Raw genomic sequence first — 14,052 nt, 5'->3', positions numbered from 1 at the left:
CTCGTCGAGGCTGTGCCCGGGGTGGTCTTCGGGGCACTGGTCCCAGTCGTCGCCGTACTCGGTGAGAAGCCGGATGATGCCGGGGAAGAGGACGTGCAACGGGGTGCCGCGCCAGTTCGCGTCATCCATGGCTTCCAGGCGGCGGGCGGCTGCGCGGAGTTCCTGATCAGGGGTCACGACTGGCTCTTTCCGTTGGCGGGGCGGACGGGGACGACGATGCCGATGGCCTCCCGCAGGTCGGCGAGGAGCTGGTCGCGCTCGAGCGGGTCCATGCCGGGGCGGACGTACAGGTGGAGGCGGGCGTCGAGGCTGCCGCCGATCCAGCCGATGTCGATCGGTTCGCCGTGCAGGTCCAGGGCGACGTTGGTCGGAGTGGTGCTCATGGTTCCTCCGGTGGGTAGTTGCTGGGTTGCGGGGCCGCTCCCGAGGTTGAGCGGGAGCGGCACCCGGCGGGTGGTTCGGGCTAGGCAGTCGAGGGTGGGGCAGGGTCGAGGCTCTGTACGCCTCTCTGCGGCCCGTTCAGCCCCTCCGGACGTCGCGATGCACCGGCTCGTGGGGTTGAGGCCGCGAGAGGGGCCGTTACGGGCCTCCTCGGGGCCGAGTTGACGGCATGGGGATCTGCCGCCATCACTCGACCGCCGGTTCTGTCACGGTTTGCTGGATCTCGACCCCCATACGGAACGCGGCCAACTCCACCGCCTCCCGAATCGACAGCCCGCCCTCGCTGTCCGCCCACATCTGCGCCGCCCGCCGGGACAGCTCATCCGCCAGCGCCTGAGCCTCTGGAGACAACTGCGGGCGACCCTTCCGGGACCGGGCCCCAGGCGTGAAGTCGTGTCCGCTCACGGCTGCACCCCGTCCTGCCGCGCGTCCGGGTGCAGTCGGGCCACGTGCTCGGCGAACTGGTGGCGCGGGATCATCTGCCGGTCGCCGCAGTAGGGGCAGGGGTCGCGGACCTCGATGCGTCCGGCGATGGGACTGGTGAAGTCCGGCTGCGCCTCGTCCTGCCGCGCCCCGGCGGCGGGCTCGTCGAGGCAGACCGTGTAGCCCTTGGCGCGGCAGGCGGGGCACCGGATGGCCTTACCAGGCGCGTGCTGGACGGAACTGGCGGCGGGGGTCTCGCCAGCTCGCTTGGCGCAGCTGCCCGCATGTACGCCGCCTTCGTTGATCACGAAGCAGGTGCACGGCGTTTCGGTGGTTGCCGTCTCGTCGGCCATGCGGCGCAGCAGGTCCGCGCCGTAGCGGGTGTATCGGTCGAGGCCGGGACCGGTGAACGTCGCGTCGATGGCGTCGGCGGCCCAGCGGAGGACGGCGGCTCGGTCGGTGGGCTCGGGCAGCACCGCCAGCACCGCATCAGCGATCCGCCCGGCTTCCCCCGCGCCTAGGGCGTACACGGCGCCGGTCTGGTACAGCTGCTCGACTGCCGTGGTGATGCGGTTGCGGAGCGCGGCCCGGTCGGCGGGCGTCGACCGGCTGGTGTCGTAGGCGGCCAGCAGCTCCTCCGGCGTGCCGTAGCCGAGGACGCCCCTGGTGTACGCGTGGTCGATCGCGTGGAGCAGCTGGTCACGGATGTCGTCGGCGGGCTCAGCGTCCTCGACTTCAGCGCGCAGCCACGGCCACTCCCGGTACAGCACCGGCAGCACCGCGTCGGCGAACTGCTCCGGCGTGCCCTCCACCACGGCGAGGCGGCCGTGGTGCCAGACGAACGGCTGGATGCGCTCCTTGGCGCACTCCTCCTCGGACTTGCCGCAGTCACCCTTGCAGGCGGCGTCACGGATAGCGGCGGCGAGGCGGTCGCGGAGTCCGGCTCGGCGGGATGGTGTGGTCTGGTCGGCGGGCGGCTCCACGGCAGCAGGCACCTCGTGCAGTTCGATCGCCAGCGGCGCGTTGAGGTACCGGAACGCGGCCTGGATCGTGCTCACCGGGTGATCGGCGATGTGCTGGGCGAGCGCCCACGCCGCAGGGTTGTCCGGCTCGCGCGGCTCGGTGGGGCTGGTGTCGGTCATCGGGTGTCTCCGGTGGTGGGGGCCGCCCCGGTGTGGGGCGGCCGGCGGGTCGGTCAGGGACGGGCAGGTAGGGTCCGGGGCAGACCCGGGGCGATAGGTCCGCCCCGGGCCGTCGGCAGTCACGGGGCGGGTCACGCCGCCTGGTCGTTGTCGACGGGCTGACCGGACCGGCACGCCCAGGGGGAACAACCGTCAGGGTCGCCCTGCTCCAACTCCACATCAGCGATCTGGCCGAACACGTCGGTCTGCTTACTCGCCCACTCGTGCGCCGTGACCCGGTCGATCGGGGCCTGATCGAGCGGGAGACGGGAGCGGTGCAGGTACGCCTCACCCAGCAGCGGCTTCCCGTTGGCATTCCCGCGAGCGTTCCCGGAGCGGATGGAATGGTCGAAGTCGACAGCGTCCGCCCACTCGTCGGGGTGGTTGTCGCGCAGCTCGCGCCACTGCCGGTTGCCGTGGAACGGGCAGCCGATGCACGCGCTCTTCGGCGTGGACGCCCAGCCGCGGGACCGCAAGTAGCGCAGGCAGTCCTCGCGGGTCCACCCTTCGCGGCCGTCGGCGGCACCCTCCAGGTACAGCAGCGGATGCCAGGACTTGAGGTAGCCGATGCCGGAGTCCTTCGCACGGCCGAACTCGTCGCGGGAGATCCCGATCCACTGTTCGGCGAACGTGCCGCGCGGTATCGGCTTCGGGTGCGGGCAGCCGAGCAGCTGCCGCACCTGCGCCTTGATCGGCTTCAGCTTGTACTCCGCGGTGCACTGGCGCCGGGTCATGCCGTCGCCGCCGTCGGGGTTCTTGATGAACAGCGGCATCGACGCGAACCGGTGAGCCGGGTCGAGAGCGTCGCGGCGGATGTTCCCGGCGGACACGCGGTAGATCGGGATCCCGGCGGGCTGGGCGATCTCCCGGTCGATTCGGTCGAGGTGCTCGTAGACCGCGGCGGGCTCCCAGCCGGTGTCGGCGAAGATCGCCCCGTCGAGGCCGGGCAGGCGGCCCTCGGCGGCGAGGAGCAGCAGGGTGGTGGACTGGACGCCGGCGCCGAGGCTGAGGAGCCGTAGGGCGGGCTGGCCGGGCTGGGTGGTCATGGGGTTCTCCTCGGGGTTGTGGGTTCTTACTCGCGGGTCAGGTGTGCGGTCGCCCACCGAACCGGGCCCCCCACCAGCCGGGGTGTCCGGGCGGTGCGGGTAGGGTCCGGGGCAGACCCGGGACGGATAGCCGCCGCCCCGGGTCGCCGCGTTCACGGGGTGGGCCGGCGCACGAGGTCCAGGAGGACCGCGGCGTGGCAGTGGTCGGGCTCGCCGGGCCCGGGCATGGGGCACCAGCACATGAGGTCCCGGCCGTACAGCAGGCCACGGAACGCGCGCAGCGTCTCCGCCTGCTCGGGCTGGTTGATCCACCACCGGTACGCCTCGGCGGCGTAGCGGCGCGCTTCGAGCGCGGTGGGGAAGGTGCCGACACCGCCACCGTCGTCGCCGAAGCGGACGGACCAGCCGCCGTCGTGGCGGACGAGACGGTACGGGTTGCCGTAGTGGCTGCCCCGGCCGACGTAGACGGCGCCGTCGGGCTTGCGCCAGCCCTTGGTGCGGCGGCGCTGGATACGGCGGGGTGTGGTGGTCACGGGTTCTCCTCGGGTGTGGTCGGGCTGGTCAGAGTGACCAGAGGCTTGGCTGCATGGGCTGGAGTTCGAGGGCGGTCTGCCCGGGGTGGATTTCGACCGCCGCCTCGACGGCCCGGACGGCGGGCGGGCGACGGGGCGGAGCGGACAAGCGGCGGGCACACACCGGGCCCAAACCCGACGGCGACGGACGGCGCAACAGCCGGCCACACGCCTGGCAGCGGGACATCACGCGGCCGTCTCGAGGCCCGCGGTCGGCGTGCGGTCCTGCGGGCTGTGAATGACGGCTCGCAGCCGGGCCCCGATCCACGCACCGACCTGCGGGCTGACGGCGTTCCCAAAGCCGTCGACCTGGTTGCGCGCGGTGCCCCAGACCTTGAAAGTCCCGCGGTGCTGGCCGAAGTCGACGTCGAAGCCGCAGCCGCGGCCGATCTCGTACTCCCGCATCATCCGGAAGTAGCAGTCCTCCAACGGCAGCTCAGCGAGGGCGGCCCGCCACTGCGCTGCGAGCTGGGCCTCAAAGTCGGCGGAGCGGATCGTGCCGGCCGCCGTGAGCAGGCCAGGAATCTGCTCCGACGTGAACGTCGGCATCGCCTCGCCGTGCACCGCGGGCAGCGTGTTCTTCCTGTACGGGACCACGCCGGACGACACGATCGCGAGGGTCTCTGACCCGACCTGAGTAGGCAGCGGCTCGTTGGCGCCGCGCGGGCCGCCCTGGAAGTTGTCCACGGCCAGCGCCATCGGCGGAGCGATCAGCCCCGTGGTGTTCGTAGCGGTCTGAGCCCACAGCGGCTGATCGAACCCGCGGCTACGGCAGTTGGACCCGGGCCGCTCGAACGTGTTCCCCGCAGCCGCCATGAGGGCGCCAGTCGACAGGATCGACGTCTCTTGCTGACTGGTCTGCGTCGCCAGCGGCTGCCAAGGGTGCTTCTCGGTCCCGTGTACGCCCTTCGCTGGCATGAGGACCGCCGGGAAGTCAGCGAACCGCTGACGGCAGCGCTCGGCGCGGGCCATCGTCGACCGCGCGAGCGGGCCCACGAACCCGTCCTTGAACGTCTTGACCGGCTTGTCGCCGAGGCGGGTCCCCAGGTCGGTGAGGTCGAGCGCGGCCAGCGACGGCGTCATCGGCGGGACCACCGGGCGACGGCAGGACGCGCACCGGTACTCGTACTGCTTGCCGTACATCACCGTGCCGGTCGGCGGGATTCCGGTCTTCCACGTCCACACCGCCTCGACGTCCTTGTCGCAGCCGTGGCAGCGCGAAACCGGCCGGTGCTCCAGGTCGGGCATCGGAAGGGACTTGTCGACGAACACCCAGTAGCCGCGGTCACGGGACTGCGGGACCCCGAAGAACTGGCTGTTGAGGTACAGCACCTTGTGGTTGTAGCCGAGCAGGTCGAACTGCTTGAGCCACCACCGGTAGGTCGAGCCGTCTCCGACCTTCGAGCGGCCCGGCAGCGCGGCCCCCCACGAGGTGAGCTGGGTGGTGCACTCGACGAGGATGAGCCGCGGACGGTGCTTGGCGGCGTACTGCAGGACACAGTTCGCGGTCGCCCGGTCCCGCTCCGAGCGGGTCACCCGCGCCTCGTAGTCGGGGTCCTCCAGCTCGAACAGTGTCGCGCCCTGCTCGTAAGCCTTGATGGTGTTGGCCAGCGAGTGGTTCACGCAGCTCACGCCCGCGACGAGGAGGTCGGCCGCGGGCAGGTCCCGGGCGGAGTGGTAGTCGGCTGCCTCCGGGTCGACCAGGTCGGCGATCCAGTGCTCGGCGTCCGGGTGGTTCGCCTCGTGGACCTCGACCTTGTAGCTGTTGTGGTTCGCCGCCATGATCGTCGTGAACCCGGCCATCTCGATCCCGCGGGTCAGTCCGCCGAAGCCGGAGAACAGGTCGACCGCGACCAGGTCGTCGTGACGGAAACGGCGCCGCCGGACAGCCGGCCGGTGCGTGGCCGTGCGGTCCTTCTGCTTCTTCGACGTGGTGGACATCAGGCGGCGTCCTCTCGGTGGGTGGTGTGGCTGTTGGGGTTGCCGCCGCACTTGGCACAGGTGCACACACCCGGCGGCGGAGTCGGGCCCGTGGCGGCCGTACCGAGCGGCCAACCGCCCACGTGCGCAATCCGGTAGCCCGGGTCCGGGACCGCGGAGAGGGTGGGCTTCGGCTTGGCGGGGGTGCGGCCGGCAAGGGCGAGCAGGTAGCCCTTGAGGTCGCCCTGCTCACGGAGGGCCGCGATGTCTTCAGCGGTGGGCTCGGTCATCAGGAAGCCTCCTTGCGCGCCCGGTTCTTGATCGCGCGGTTGCAGGCACGGCAGTACCGCCGGCCGTCGTAGACGTGGGTGTTCTCGTCGTCGTAGGGGTGGCCCTGCGGGCAATGCGTCTTGGTCCCGTTGATCGCCCAGCCCTTGCCGCGGCGGGTGTTCTCCGCGCCGGTCACGGGCTCGAGATGGGCGACGTTGACGCACCGCCGGTGCTGGCAGGTGTAGCCACCCGCGCAGGAGGCGTCCCTGTTGTGGCAGGTGTGGTCGAGGAACATGCCCTCGGGTATCAGGCCGACGGTGAGCTCGTACATCGCACGGTGGGCCAGCGTCGGCGTGCCGCCGACGGATATCTGTCCGTAACCGGTGTTGCTCAGAGTTCCGGTGAAGAGCAGGCAGCCGTCGGGGCCAGACTTCGTCCGCTCCATCAGTCGCTGCAGCGGGGAACCGTGGACCAGCAGCAGAGTGAACTCGCCGGTTCGCTTCAGCCGTCGGCGGTAGCGCCCGTAGCAGGTCTGACAGCGGCCCCGTGCGTAGTAGTTGGTCGAGTCGCACTCGACGCAGCGGCGCCCGTCCGGCGCAGCGGCGGAATTCACGATTCGGCCATATCTACGAAACGAGCATAATGTCCCTGAAATGCGACGGTGACGGTGGCCATCGGCCCACCGCGGTGTTTGCCGACGATGACGTCGGCCTCACCGGCTCGAGGGCTCTCCCGCTCGTACACGTCGGGCCGGTGCAGCAGGATGACGATGTCCGCGTCCTGCTCGATCGCACCGGACTCGCGCAGGTCCGACACCATGGGGATCTTGTCCTGGCGCTGCTCCGGGCCGCGGTTGAGCTGGGCGAGCACGATGATCGTGATGCCGAACTCCTTGGCCATCACCTTGAGGTTGCGGGAGATCATCGACACGGCGACCTGCCGGGACTCGGCGGGCGGCGCCTGCATCAGCTGCAGGTAGTCGACGATGACGACCTTGAGACCGAAGGTGCGGACCAGGTTGCGGATCGCGGCACGCAGGCCAGGCAGCGTCAGGTACGCGTTGTCGTCGATCTTCAACGGGGCCGACGCCATCTCCGGCAGCCGTGCCGCAGCGCGGGCCACAGCCGTGTCGTCGACGATGCCCTGCTTGACGTGATGCAGGGCGATCTTCACCTCGCCGCACAGGATCGTCGTGGCGAGTTCGGTGTTGCTCATCTCGAGCGACCAGATCGCCGTCGGGATGCCGTTCGTGAGGGCGGCGGCGCGGGCGAACCCGGCGGCCAGCGTCGTCTTGCCCATCGCAGGCCGGGCGGCAACAACGACGAGCTGACCGGGCGCCCACCCGCCGGACAGGGTGTGGTCCAGGTCGATGAAGCCGGTCGGCACCCGGTCCTCGATGGACGGCTTCGTCGTCGCCTGGTCGATCACGTCGGGCAGCAGGGCGCCGAGGTCGACCATGTGGGACTGGCCGACAGGCTTGGCCAGATTGTCGATCTCGGCCTGGATCGCGGACAGGTCCCGGTCCGGGTCAAACGCGGGGTTGCTGAACCGGACGTGCATGTTGGCGCTCAACGCTCGACCGCGGGCGGCGATCGCCCCGCGGGTGACCTCGTTCGCCCAGTACTCGGCGGCTCCCGGGTTCGCGGCCATGTACAGGTCGCCGAGCTCATTCTCGGTGAACGGTCGGACGGTCATGCGGCCTTCGGCGTGCCACACCTCGAGCTTGCGGGCGACGGCCTGCCAGCGGATCGTCGACGCGGACAGGGTTCCGGCGAGGTCTTCGACGGCGTACCAGATCATGCGGTACCGCTCGTCGCCGATGTCCGCGGGGTCGAAGCCCTTGCTGGCCATGTCGTCGACGCAGGCGGGGTCGGCCATGGCGGTCGCGGCGAGGACGCGCTCGGCTTCCACGTTGCCGGTCGGGGAGAGCGCGGCGGCCTCGTCCGGGCCCCACACGTCGGTGTCGGTGCTCACGTGGGGTTCTCCTGGCTGGGGTTGGTGAACTGGGCGGTGAAGCAGGCGCGGCAGTTGCGGTCGCCGCACGGCTGGCCAGCGGCGTGCGCGGCGGCGATGCGGTCGAGTTCGTCGCGGATGTCGAGGTCGTCGACGATGCATCCGGCGATGAAGAACGCGAGCTTCCAGGTGTCGACGTGGCAGTTGATCCGCTGCGCGAGGAGGTGGCGCAGACGGTCGTCAGCGGGCGGGTAGCTCACGCCGCCCTCCCCTGCCGGCGGTCGGGGCCCTCGAGGAGGACGATGCTGTTCCCGCACATCTCCGCCAGCCGGGAAGCAACCCGCGGCCCGGTCACGTCGGACAGCTGGTTCGGCAGCACATCGCACGTGATGATCACGGGGCGGCGGCGGATGTACCGCTCGTCGAAAATCTCGAACAGCCGCTCCTGCGTCCACTCGTTGGCCTTGGCCGCGGCAAGGTCGTCGACGAACAACAGGTCGACCTGCTGCAGCTTCTTGACCAGCGCCCGGCCGTCCCCCTCCGGGGCGTTCGGCCGCAGCGCGTCGAACAGGGCCGTCGACCGGAACATTCTGATGACCGGGGAGCCCTGCCACGGGTGCCCCGGCCCGTACTGGGCCTCGAGCCAGCGGCGGCACGTCTTCCAGGCGGTGTGGGTCTTCCCGACGCCGATCGCACCGGTGAGGAACAGGCTGTACCCGCCCCAGCCGGCAATCCAGTCGTGTACCTGCTGCGGCAGCTCGATCGGCCGGCGGTAGATGTCCGGCGTCTCGTCATCGAACCGGTTGAGCGCGATCGACGAACGCTCCAACAGGAACGACTCGCGCGGGCTGAGCTCGTCAGGCGATTCGGAGGGCACTCTTCTTCTCCTCTGCGGTCATGTCGCGGGGTGCGGTGGGCGGGCCCTGCTGGGCCGGCTTGGTGTTCATGGCTTGGTTCACGAAGCTGGGGATCGCCGACGGGGCGTAGGCCTTGGTCATCCAGATGGCGAGGCCGCCGCGGATGTCGTCGGGGGCAATGCCTTCGTCGAGGAGCTTCTTGATCTGTGCGGAGACCTGGCCGATGACGGCCTTGGGGGGGCGCTTGTTCATCCGGTCGAGCCACTCGCCGACGATCGTCTGCGCTGTGACTGGCTTGCCCTCATCGTTCGCACCGTCAGGTGCGCCGACGGAGTCGGCATCGGCGACGCCGAACTGCTGCTGCTCCCCGACCTCAGCCGAAACATTGGTGGGGGCAGGGGCAGGGGCAGGGGCAGGGGAATGCGCGCGTGACGCGGGCGCGCGCCCGCGCGTAGAGGCTTCCGGACCCCCCTCGGCAGGGGGTTGCGGAGGGGTATCGGAGGGGGTTCCCGAAGGGGGTTCGGAGGGGGTTCCGTAACCCCTTCCATTCGGGTCGGGCGGAGGGTTGCCGAACGCCTTGCGCAGGACCTCGATGTGCTCGGCCACCTGCTGGCGGATGGACACCCCGCGGGCGCCCGGCTCGTCGCTGAGTTCGTCGAGCGGGATGCGGTCCACCTCGGCGAGGAGCGCGTGCCGCAGTCGGCGAGAGGAGATCTCGAGGGCGCCGGACACCATGGCGCCCATGACCTTCGGCTGCTTCCAGACGCCGTCGTTGCGGACGAAGGATCGGATGAGGAGTTCCTCGGTGTCCTCGTCCATGACGATGAAGCGGGCCGTCTCCAAGTCCTGGAGGAGCTTCTCCAGCTCGGCCGAGGTGAGGCCGCGGGCCTTGCGGGACCAGCGGCGCAGCGTGAGGTCGAGCAGGCCAGCGTGGTTCAGGTTCGGCTGCGAGATAAGGAACAGGTAGAGCCGCTGCTGCCTCTCCTCGAGGTCGAGGAAGTCGTCGTCGTCCCAGATGCTCGTGAGGATGCGTCCGTGTCCGCGGGCCATTGGTAGTTGTCCTTCAATGAGTGCTGGTCAGGGGGCTCGGGGCAGTTGAGCCCTCACGGCGGTTTCCGGGGCGCTACAGGGGCCTCGAAAGGAGCTCGATGAGCCGTGCCCTCTGCCTGTCGGTGAGGTGGCGGCGCAGCTTTCTGGCGGCCTCCGTCATCGACCGGTCCAGCCGGACGACGAGCGCCGCCCGCGGTGCGACCGGGATGTAGTGCCGGTCCTTGACGTTGTAGGTCCGGCGCGACGCTATGTACCGATCGGCCTGCTCGAACTCTTCCGGTGTGGGCTGCTCGAACGCGGCAAGGTGGTATGCCCGCGCCTTGTCCGCCCAGGGCAGTGAGGCGGGCCCCCATGCGGCAGACCTGTCGTGCCGCGACATGACCGAGTTGCAGCGGTCGCAGATCAGTCCGCGGACGAAGAACAGGCCATCGCCCTGGAAGTGATCGATGACGAGAGCGCCGCGTGGCGTTTCCCCCTCGGGCGTCTCGCACAGCTCGCACCGGCCAGCCGCACGGGCGAGCAGCCTGTCGAAGTCGTCGCAGGTCATCCCGTACTTCTGGAAGTGATTGCAGGTGTTTCCTGGTGTGGCGTGGCGCGTCTCGGTACGCCTGTTGGGCACAGGCGAGATCTCCGCTGTCATGAGTATGAGAATAGCGTTCGCGGTCCGCGTTCACAATGCGCGTCGGCGTAGCGCGACCACGGATTGGTGTGTCACCATGTGCGACATGGACCAGGAGCTGGACGAGAGGATTCAGGACGCCGCCGAGAAGCGGACCCGCGCCGAGGACGCCTTCAAGCGCGCCGACGCCGAGCTCCGGGAGCTCCTGGTCGAAGGACGCGCTGCCGGTCTCGGGCCGTCCCACATGGCGAAGCTGACCGGCTTCACTCGCGAGTGGGTCGCGAAGATCGCGCCCGGCAGCGAGCCCAAGAAGCGCGTCGTGCGAGTCCCCCGTCGCAAGCCGGCCGACTCCGACGACTGATCGCATCTCCCCCTCCTCTCCTCCGTGGGCCCCGCCGTGTGGCGGGGCCTTTGTCGTGTGGTTCAGGCCGCGGTCTGCCGCTGCTGTCGTCGCTGGGTTTGGCTGTGTCCGCCCCAGATGCCGCGGAGGCTGGCGCCGTCGTGCTGCTCGAGCTGGTCGGCGTGGGCGGTGCAGGCGACCCGGACGGGGCACTGTCCGCAGATGCGTTTGGCTGTCCGGCTGCCGCCGCCGGCGAGGTTGTCGATCCACTCGTCCGGGTCGGCCTGAGCGCACAGGGCGGCGTCCATCCACGCGTAGCGGCCGGTCATGCGGCGGCCTCCCCGAAGATGGCCGCGTAGAGCTGCCGCATGGGCTGGTCTTCGACGTGGTCGGGGTGGACGCAGCGGTCCATGTCGCAGCCGGGCTTCACGGGGCCGGTGGGGTCGCGGCGCCAGCGGATGCGGAAGGCGATGCGGTAGGCGGTGTGCATGCCTTCGGTGGTGCGGAGGCAGGGCACGCCGGTGGAGTTGTAGTGGCCGGTCCAGTTGAGGTGGCCGCCGTCGACGGGCTGGGTACGCTGCCAGAACGCGTCTTCGCTGTAGGGGGCCGTGGCGGGTCGGACGATGTTGGGGAGTCCGAGTTCGGCGCGGATGGCGGCGACGGTCTGGTGACGGACGTGGACTTGGCGGGCGATGGCCTTGTTGCCGAGGCCGGCGTGCAGGAGGCGGATGATGTCGGCGCGGGCGCTCATGCGGCGGCCTCCACGGCGTACTGGGGGTGGTCGCGGAAGGCGTGGTCGATGTACGCCTTGGACACGCCGAGCCGGGCGGCTGCGGCGGCCCGGTCGAGGCCGATGGTGGTCATGACCCAGTGCGCGTCCTGGGCGACGATTTCCCGTTTTGTGACGCCGTACATGGGCTCGAAGTGGGGGTCGTCGATGACGTCCATGCGGTCGGCCCAGTAGTGGGTGTTGGGCCACCGGTTGGCTTCCGCGCGCTGGCGGCTGCGGGCCGTTTTCCAGGCTTCGACGCCGTGGTCTTCGGCTGTGGTGCCGCGGAGTTCTTCGTAGGCGACGGCGATCCGTTCGGCGAAACCGACGGAGATGACGGTGTGGGGGCGCAGTTCCCATGCCCTGCGTGGTGAAATTCCTGCGCGCCGCGCCACGTGACTGACTGGCCATCCGAGGTGTGCGAGGGCCTGCATGCGCCTGAGTGCGCCAATGACGGTCAAGGGCTTGACGGAGAGGATCTTCGCGGCAGTTTCGGGGGTGGTCTGCTGTCGCCGGCCGCGGCGCTTGGACGGCTGGGGGTGCACGAAGGCGCAGACGGTGGGGTGATGGACGCCGGCGAGTCGGGCGATTCCGGTGAGGCTCATGCCGAGTTCCTGAAGGGCCAGGATGTGTTCGCGGACTTCGCTGGCGTCGATGAGGATGCGGCCGGGCTGCTGGGTTCCGGCTTTGATGGCGCGGCGTCGTTCGTTGAAGCGGGTTCGGCAGTCGGGGAGTTGGCAGCCGTACAGCTTCACGCAGACGGTGTTGCGGTGGTGGGGGGCTTCGCGGACGGCGGTGGTCACGGCTTCTCCTTCCGGGGTTGGGCTTTCCAGGCGTCCCAGCAGTGGGCGAGGAGGTCGTCGTCTATGCCGGGCTGTGTGTCGTCGTCGGCGGCGGCTTCTGCGGCGGCGAGTTCGGTGCGGAGTCGGGCCCGCCAGTCGCGGGCGTCGCGGCGTCGTTCTCGCCAGGAGCGGATGCGGGAGCAGGTCCAGGCGATGGCGATCAGGACGGCGGTCAATGCGAGGCCGGGCCCGTACATGGCGATCTGCTGGTCGATCCAGGCGCCGGCGGTGATGATCGCCGCGTAGTGGTCGAGGGTCATCGGGTGCTCCGTCGGGCAGGTCGGGTGATGAGGGCGAAGGCGACGGCGGCGAGACCGACGGTGAAGCCGAAGACGGCGAGGAACAGGGCGGCGGTCATGACGCCTCCCCGATGTCGAAGGTGAGCTGTTCTTCGCGCGGGGCGGGCAGGTTGAGCACGTCCGCCGTGGCGGTCTGCTCGACTCGGCTGATCGGGAGTGCCAGGTCGCGGGCGAGGTCGTCCATGATTCGGGTGGCTTCCCGGAGGTGGTCGGCGATCTCGCGGGCGATCTCTGCCGGGTCCTGGAACTCGGGCTCCGGCGTGGCGTGCGCTTCTCGGCTCGGCCAGACCGTCGGCTGGGCGTCGGCGGGCCGGGTGGCGGGGATCGTGACGATGACGGTGGGAATGTCGGTGCCGGATTCCTTGAACGCGCCCGCGGCGATGGCTTCGACGCTTCCGCCGCGGGCTTCGACGAGGGCACGGAACTTAGCCGTCTTCCTGGTGGCCTCGGTGACCGCCCACGACATGACCGACACCAGCAGCCCGTCGGGCTTGAGGAACCGGAGAGCGTGCTCGACGTGCGCCATGTCGGTGCCGCGGGTGAACGGCGGGTTCATCACCACCCGGTCGTAGCGGGGCTCGGCGGGCACGGTGAGGAAGTCCGCGACCGTGAGCGTCCGCGCGCACCCAGCCTCGGCGAGGATGGCCGCGTAGCCGGGGTCCTGCTCGATGCAGTCCACGGTTGCGCCCCGCTCGGCTGCCGCGGTGGCGATGGCTCCGGAGCCGGCCGACGGCTCGAGAACTTCCATGCCCGGCTCGATCGCGGCGAGGCCGATGACCCGCTGGACGACCGCGTTCGGGGTGGGGAAGTACTGGGCGCTCTGGCGCTTCTCCCGCAGCGTCACCACCTGCCCGGTGGTCAGGACGGGGGCGAGCGCCTGGGCGGCGTCGACGGGGAAGACATGGGCCTGCACGCCGGTGGTCCATCGGCCGCCGACCGCTTCCAGTACCTCGTTGACGCGCTGGTACAGGCGCGGCTCCATGCGCGGGCCGGTCAGCACCAGGTGGGTGCCGTCGGTCTCGACGCGGGTTGTCAGCACGGTGAGGAGGTCGTCGGTGAGCTTCACGCGGCGGCCCTCCGGAAGTCGGCGGTGCCGGTCCACTGCTTGCAGATGGAGCCATGGACGGTGGCCCGCTTCGACCGGACGTAGCCGGCTGCCTCGATGACTCCGGCGCGGGCGGCGTTGTTGAACGCGGCGCCCCAGCGGGCAGGGTGGTCGGGTTCATCGACGAGTCCTTCGGCGATGAGGTCGGCGGCTTGGAAGGGCTGGCTGCGGCGGGCCATGAGCTCTATCGCTTTGCGGCAGGCGGTCGCCCAATCCGGGGCGGTGTTCGCCGTGGCGCGGGCGATGCCGTCCGCCTTCGCGGCCTCGCCGGCGGCCGGGGACACGGTGCCCGGGACGGGCATCGGGAACTGGAGCTGTGTCATGGTGGTCTCCTGGTCCTGGAGCCGCCCCGCATAGCCCGCGGG

General features: G+C 70.3%; 20 protein-coding genes. 1 reads left to right on the top strand and 19 read right to left on the bottom strand.

The genetic code is table 11. The features are described from left to right. Nucleotides 1-173: 173 nt before the first annotated feature. The 13 genes from IE172_RS20105 to IE172_RS20045 all read right to left on the bottom strand — a co-directional run bounded on the left by IE172_RS20105 (nt 174) and on the right by IE172_RS20045 (nt 10,353). Nucleotides 174-383 (bottom strand): hypothetical protein, encoded by a 210-nt coding sequence (locus IE172_RS20105; RefSeq protein ID WP_190098632.1) that lies wholly within the window; start codon nt 381-383, stop codon nt 174-176. Between the two features lie 244 nt (nt 384-627). Continuing rightward, nucleotides 628-846, bottom strand: a complete 219-nt coding sequence (locus IE172_RS20100) for a hypothetical protein (RefSeq protein WP_190098631.1) — start codon at nt 844-846, stop codon at nt 628-630. Next, a complete protein-coding gene (locus IE172_RS20095) occupies nt 843-2,006 on the bottom strand; it encodes a hypothetical protein (RefSeq protein WP_190098630.1) in 1,164 nt (387 codons plus the stop codon). Before IE172_RS20095 ends, IE172_RS20100 begins: the two co-directional genes overlap by 4 nt. A 131-nt stretch (nt 2,007-2,137) precedes the next feature. Next, a complete protein-coding gene (locus IE172_RS20090) occupies nt 2,138-3,091 on the bottom strand; it encodes an adenine nucleotide alpha hydrolase family protein (protein WP_438817023.1) in 954 nt (317 codons plus the stop codon). Nucleotides 3,092-3,243: 152 nt separating this feature from the next. Further along, the gene (locus IE172_RS20085) at nt 3,244-3,624 is read right to left on the bottom strand and encodes a DUF4326 domain-containing protein (RefSeq protein WP_190098629.1); all 381 of its coding nucleotides are present in this window, start codon (nt 3,622-3,624) and stop codon (nt 3,244-3,246) included. 225 nt (nt 3,625-3,849) lie between these two features. After that, nucleotides 3,850-5,604 carry a DNA cytosine methyltransferase gene (locus tag IE172_RS20080; RefSeq protein WP_190098628.1) on the bottom strand — a complete coding sequence of 585 codons (1,755 nt, stop codon included), beginning with the start codon at nt 5,602-5,604 and terminating at the stop codon, nt 3,850-3,852. Then, entirely contained in the window at nt 5,604-5,873 is a 270-nt protein-coding gene (locus IE172_RS20075) for a hypothetical protein (RefSeq protein ID WP_190098627.1), read from the bottom strand. The genes IE172_RS20080 and IE172_RS20075 overlap by 1 nt, the downstream gene beginning before the upstream one ends. Beyond that, nucleotides 5,873-6,466: an HNH endonuclease family protein gene (locus IE172_RS20070; protein ID WP_190098626.1), complete on the bottom strand. Its 594-nt coding sequence runs from the start codon at nt 6,464-6,466 to the stop codon at nt 5,873-5,875. The genes IE172_RS20075 and IE172_RS20070 overlap by 1 nt, the downstream gene beginning before the upstream one ends. Next, nucleotides 6,463-7,827 (bottom strand): replicative DNA helicase, encoded by a 1,365-nt coding sequence (locus tag IE172_RS20065; protein WP_229886203.1) that lies wholly within the window; start codon nt 7,825-7,827, stop codon nt 6,463-6,465. The genes IE172_RS20070 and IE172_RS20065 overlap by 4 nt, the downstream gene beginning before the upstream one ends. Continuing rightward, nucleotides 7,824-8,066, bottom strand: coding sequence for a hypothetical protein (locus tag IE172_RS20060; protein ID WP_190098625.1), 243 nt, complete (start codon nt 8,064-8,066; stop codon nt 7,824-7,826). The genes IE172_RS20065 and IE172_RS20060 overlap by 4 nt, the downstream gene beginning before the upstream one ends. Further along, nucleotides 8,063-8,683, bottom strand: a complete 621-nt coding sequence (locus tag IE172_RS20055; RefSeq protein WP_190098624.1) for a DnaA ATPase domain-containing protein — start codon at nt 8,681-8,683, stop codon at nt 8,063-8,065. The genes IE172_RS20060 and IE172_RS20055 overlap by 4 nt, the downstream gene beginning before the upstream one ends. Next, nucleotides 8,664-9,713, bottom strand: a complete 1,050-nt coding sequence (locus tag IE172_RS20050) for a hypothetical protein (RefSeq protein ID WP_190098623.1) — start codon at nt 9,711-9,713, stop codon at nt 8,664-8,666. The genes IE172_RS20055 and IE172_RS20050 overlap by 20 nt, the downstream gene beginning before the upstream one ends. Before the next feature lie 73 nt (nt 9,714-9,786). Further along, a complete protein-coding gene (locus IE172_RS20045; protein ID WP_190098622.1) occupies nt 9,787-10,353 on the bottom strand; it encodes an endonuclease domain-containing protein in 567 nt (188 codons plus the stop codon). 85 nt (nt 10,354-10,438) lie between these two features. On the opposite strand from IE172_RS20045, the gene IE172_RS20040 reads away from it, so the two are divergent. Next, nucleotides 10,439-10,693 (top strand): hypothetical protein, encoded by a 255-nt coding sequence (locus IE172_RS20040; RefSeq protein WP_190098621.1) that lies wholly within the window; start codon nt 10,439-10,441, stop codon nt 10,691-10,693. Nucleotides 10,694-10,755: 62 nt separating this feature from the next. Here the strand turns inward: IE172_RS20040 and IE172_RS20035 are convergent, their stop codons facing one another. From IE172_RS20035 to IE172_RS20010, 6 genes are all read right to left on the bottom strand, one after another. After that, complete coding sequence (locus tag IE172_RS20035; RefSeq protein WP_190098620.1) at nt 10,756-11,001, bottom strand: WhiB family transcriptional regulator; 246 nt, start codon at nt 10,999-11,001, stop codon at nt 10,756-10,758. Continuing rightward, on the bottom strand, nt 10,998-11,423 hold the full coding sequence (locus IE172_RS20030) for a helix-turn-helix domain-containing protein (protein ID WP_190098619.1): 426 nt from the start codon (nt 11,421-11,423) through the stop codon (nt 10,998-11,000). Before IE172_RS20030 ends, IE172_RS20035 begins: the two co-directional genes overlap by 4 nt. Next, on the bottom strand, nt 11,420-12,244 hold the full coding sequence (locus IE172_RS20025; RefSeq protein ID WP_190098618.1) for a hypothetical protein: 825 nt from the start codon (nt 12,242-12,244) through the stop codon (nt 11,420-11,422). Before IE172_RS20025 ends, IE172_RS20030 begins: the two co-directional genes overlap by 4 nt. Further along, on the bottom strand, nt 12,241-12,543 hold the full coding sequence (locus IE172_RS20020) for a hypothetical protein (protein WP_190098617.1): 303 nt from the start codon (nt 12,541-12,543) through the stop codon (nt 12,241-12,243). Before IE172_RS20020 ends, IE172_RS20025 begins: the two co-directional genes overlap by 4 nt. 94 nt (nt 12,544-12,637) lie before the next feature. Beyond that, a complete protein-coding gene (locus IE172_RS20015) occupies nt 12,638-13,648 on the bottom strand; it encodes a methyltransferase (protein ID WP_190098616.1) in 1,011 nt (336 codons plus the stop codon). After that, nucleotides 13,645-14,010, bottom strand: coding sequence for a hypothetical protein (locus tag IE172_RS20010; protein ID WP_190098615.1), 366 nt, complete (start codon nt 14,008-14,010; stop codon nt 13,645-13,647). The genes IE172_RS20015 and IE172_RS20010 overlap by 4 nt, the downstream gene beginning before the upstream one ends. Nucleotides 14,011-14,052 lie beyond the last annotated feature (42 nt).

Origin of the sequence: Streptomyces griseoflavus (assembly GCF_014649995.1) — a bacterium.
Classification (GTDB): Bacteria; Actinomycetota; Actinomycetes; order Streptomycetales; family Streptomycetaceae; genus Streptomyces; species Streptomyces griseoflavus.
This window is presented reverse-complemented; position numbering and strand designations above follow the sequence as displayed.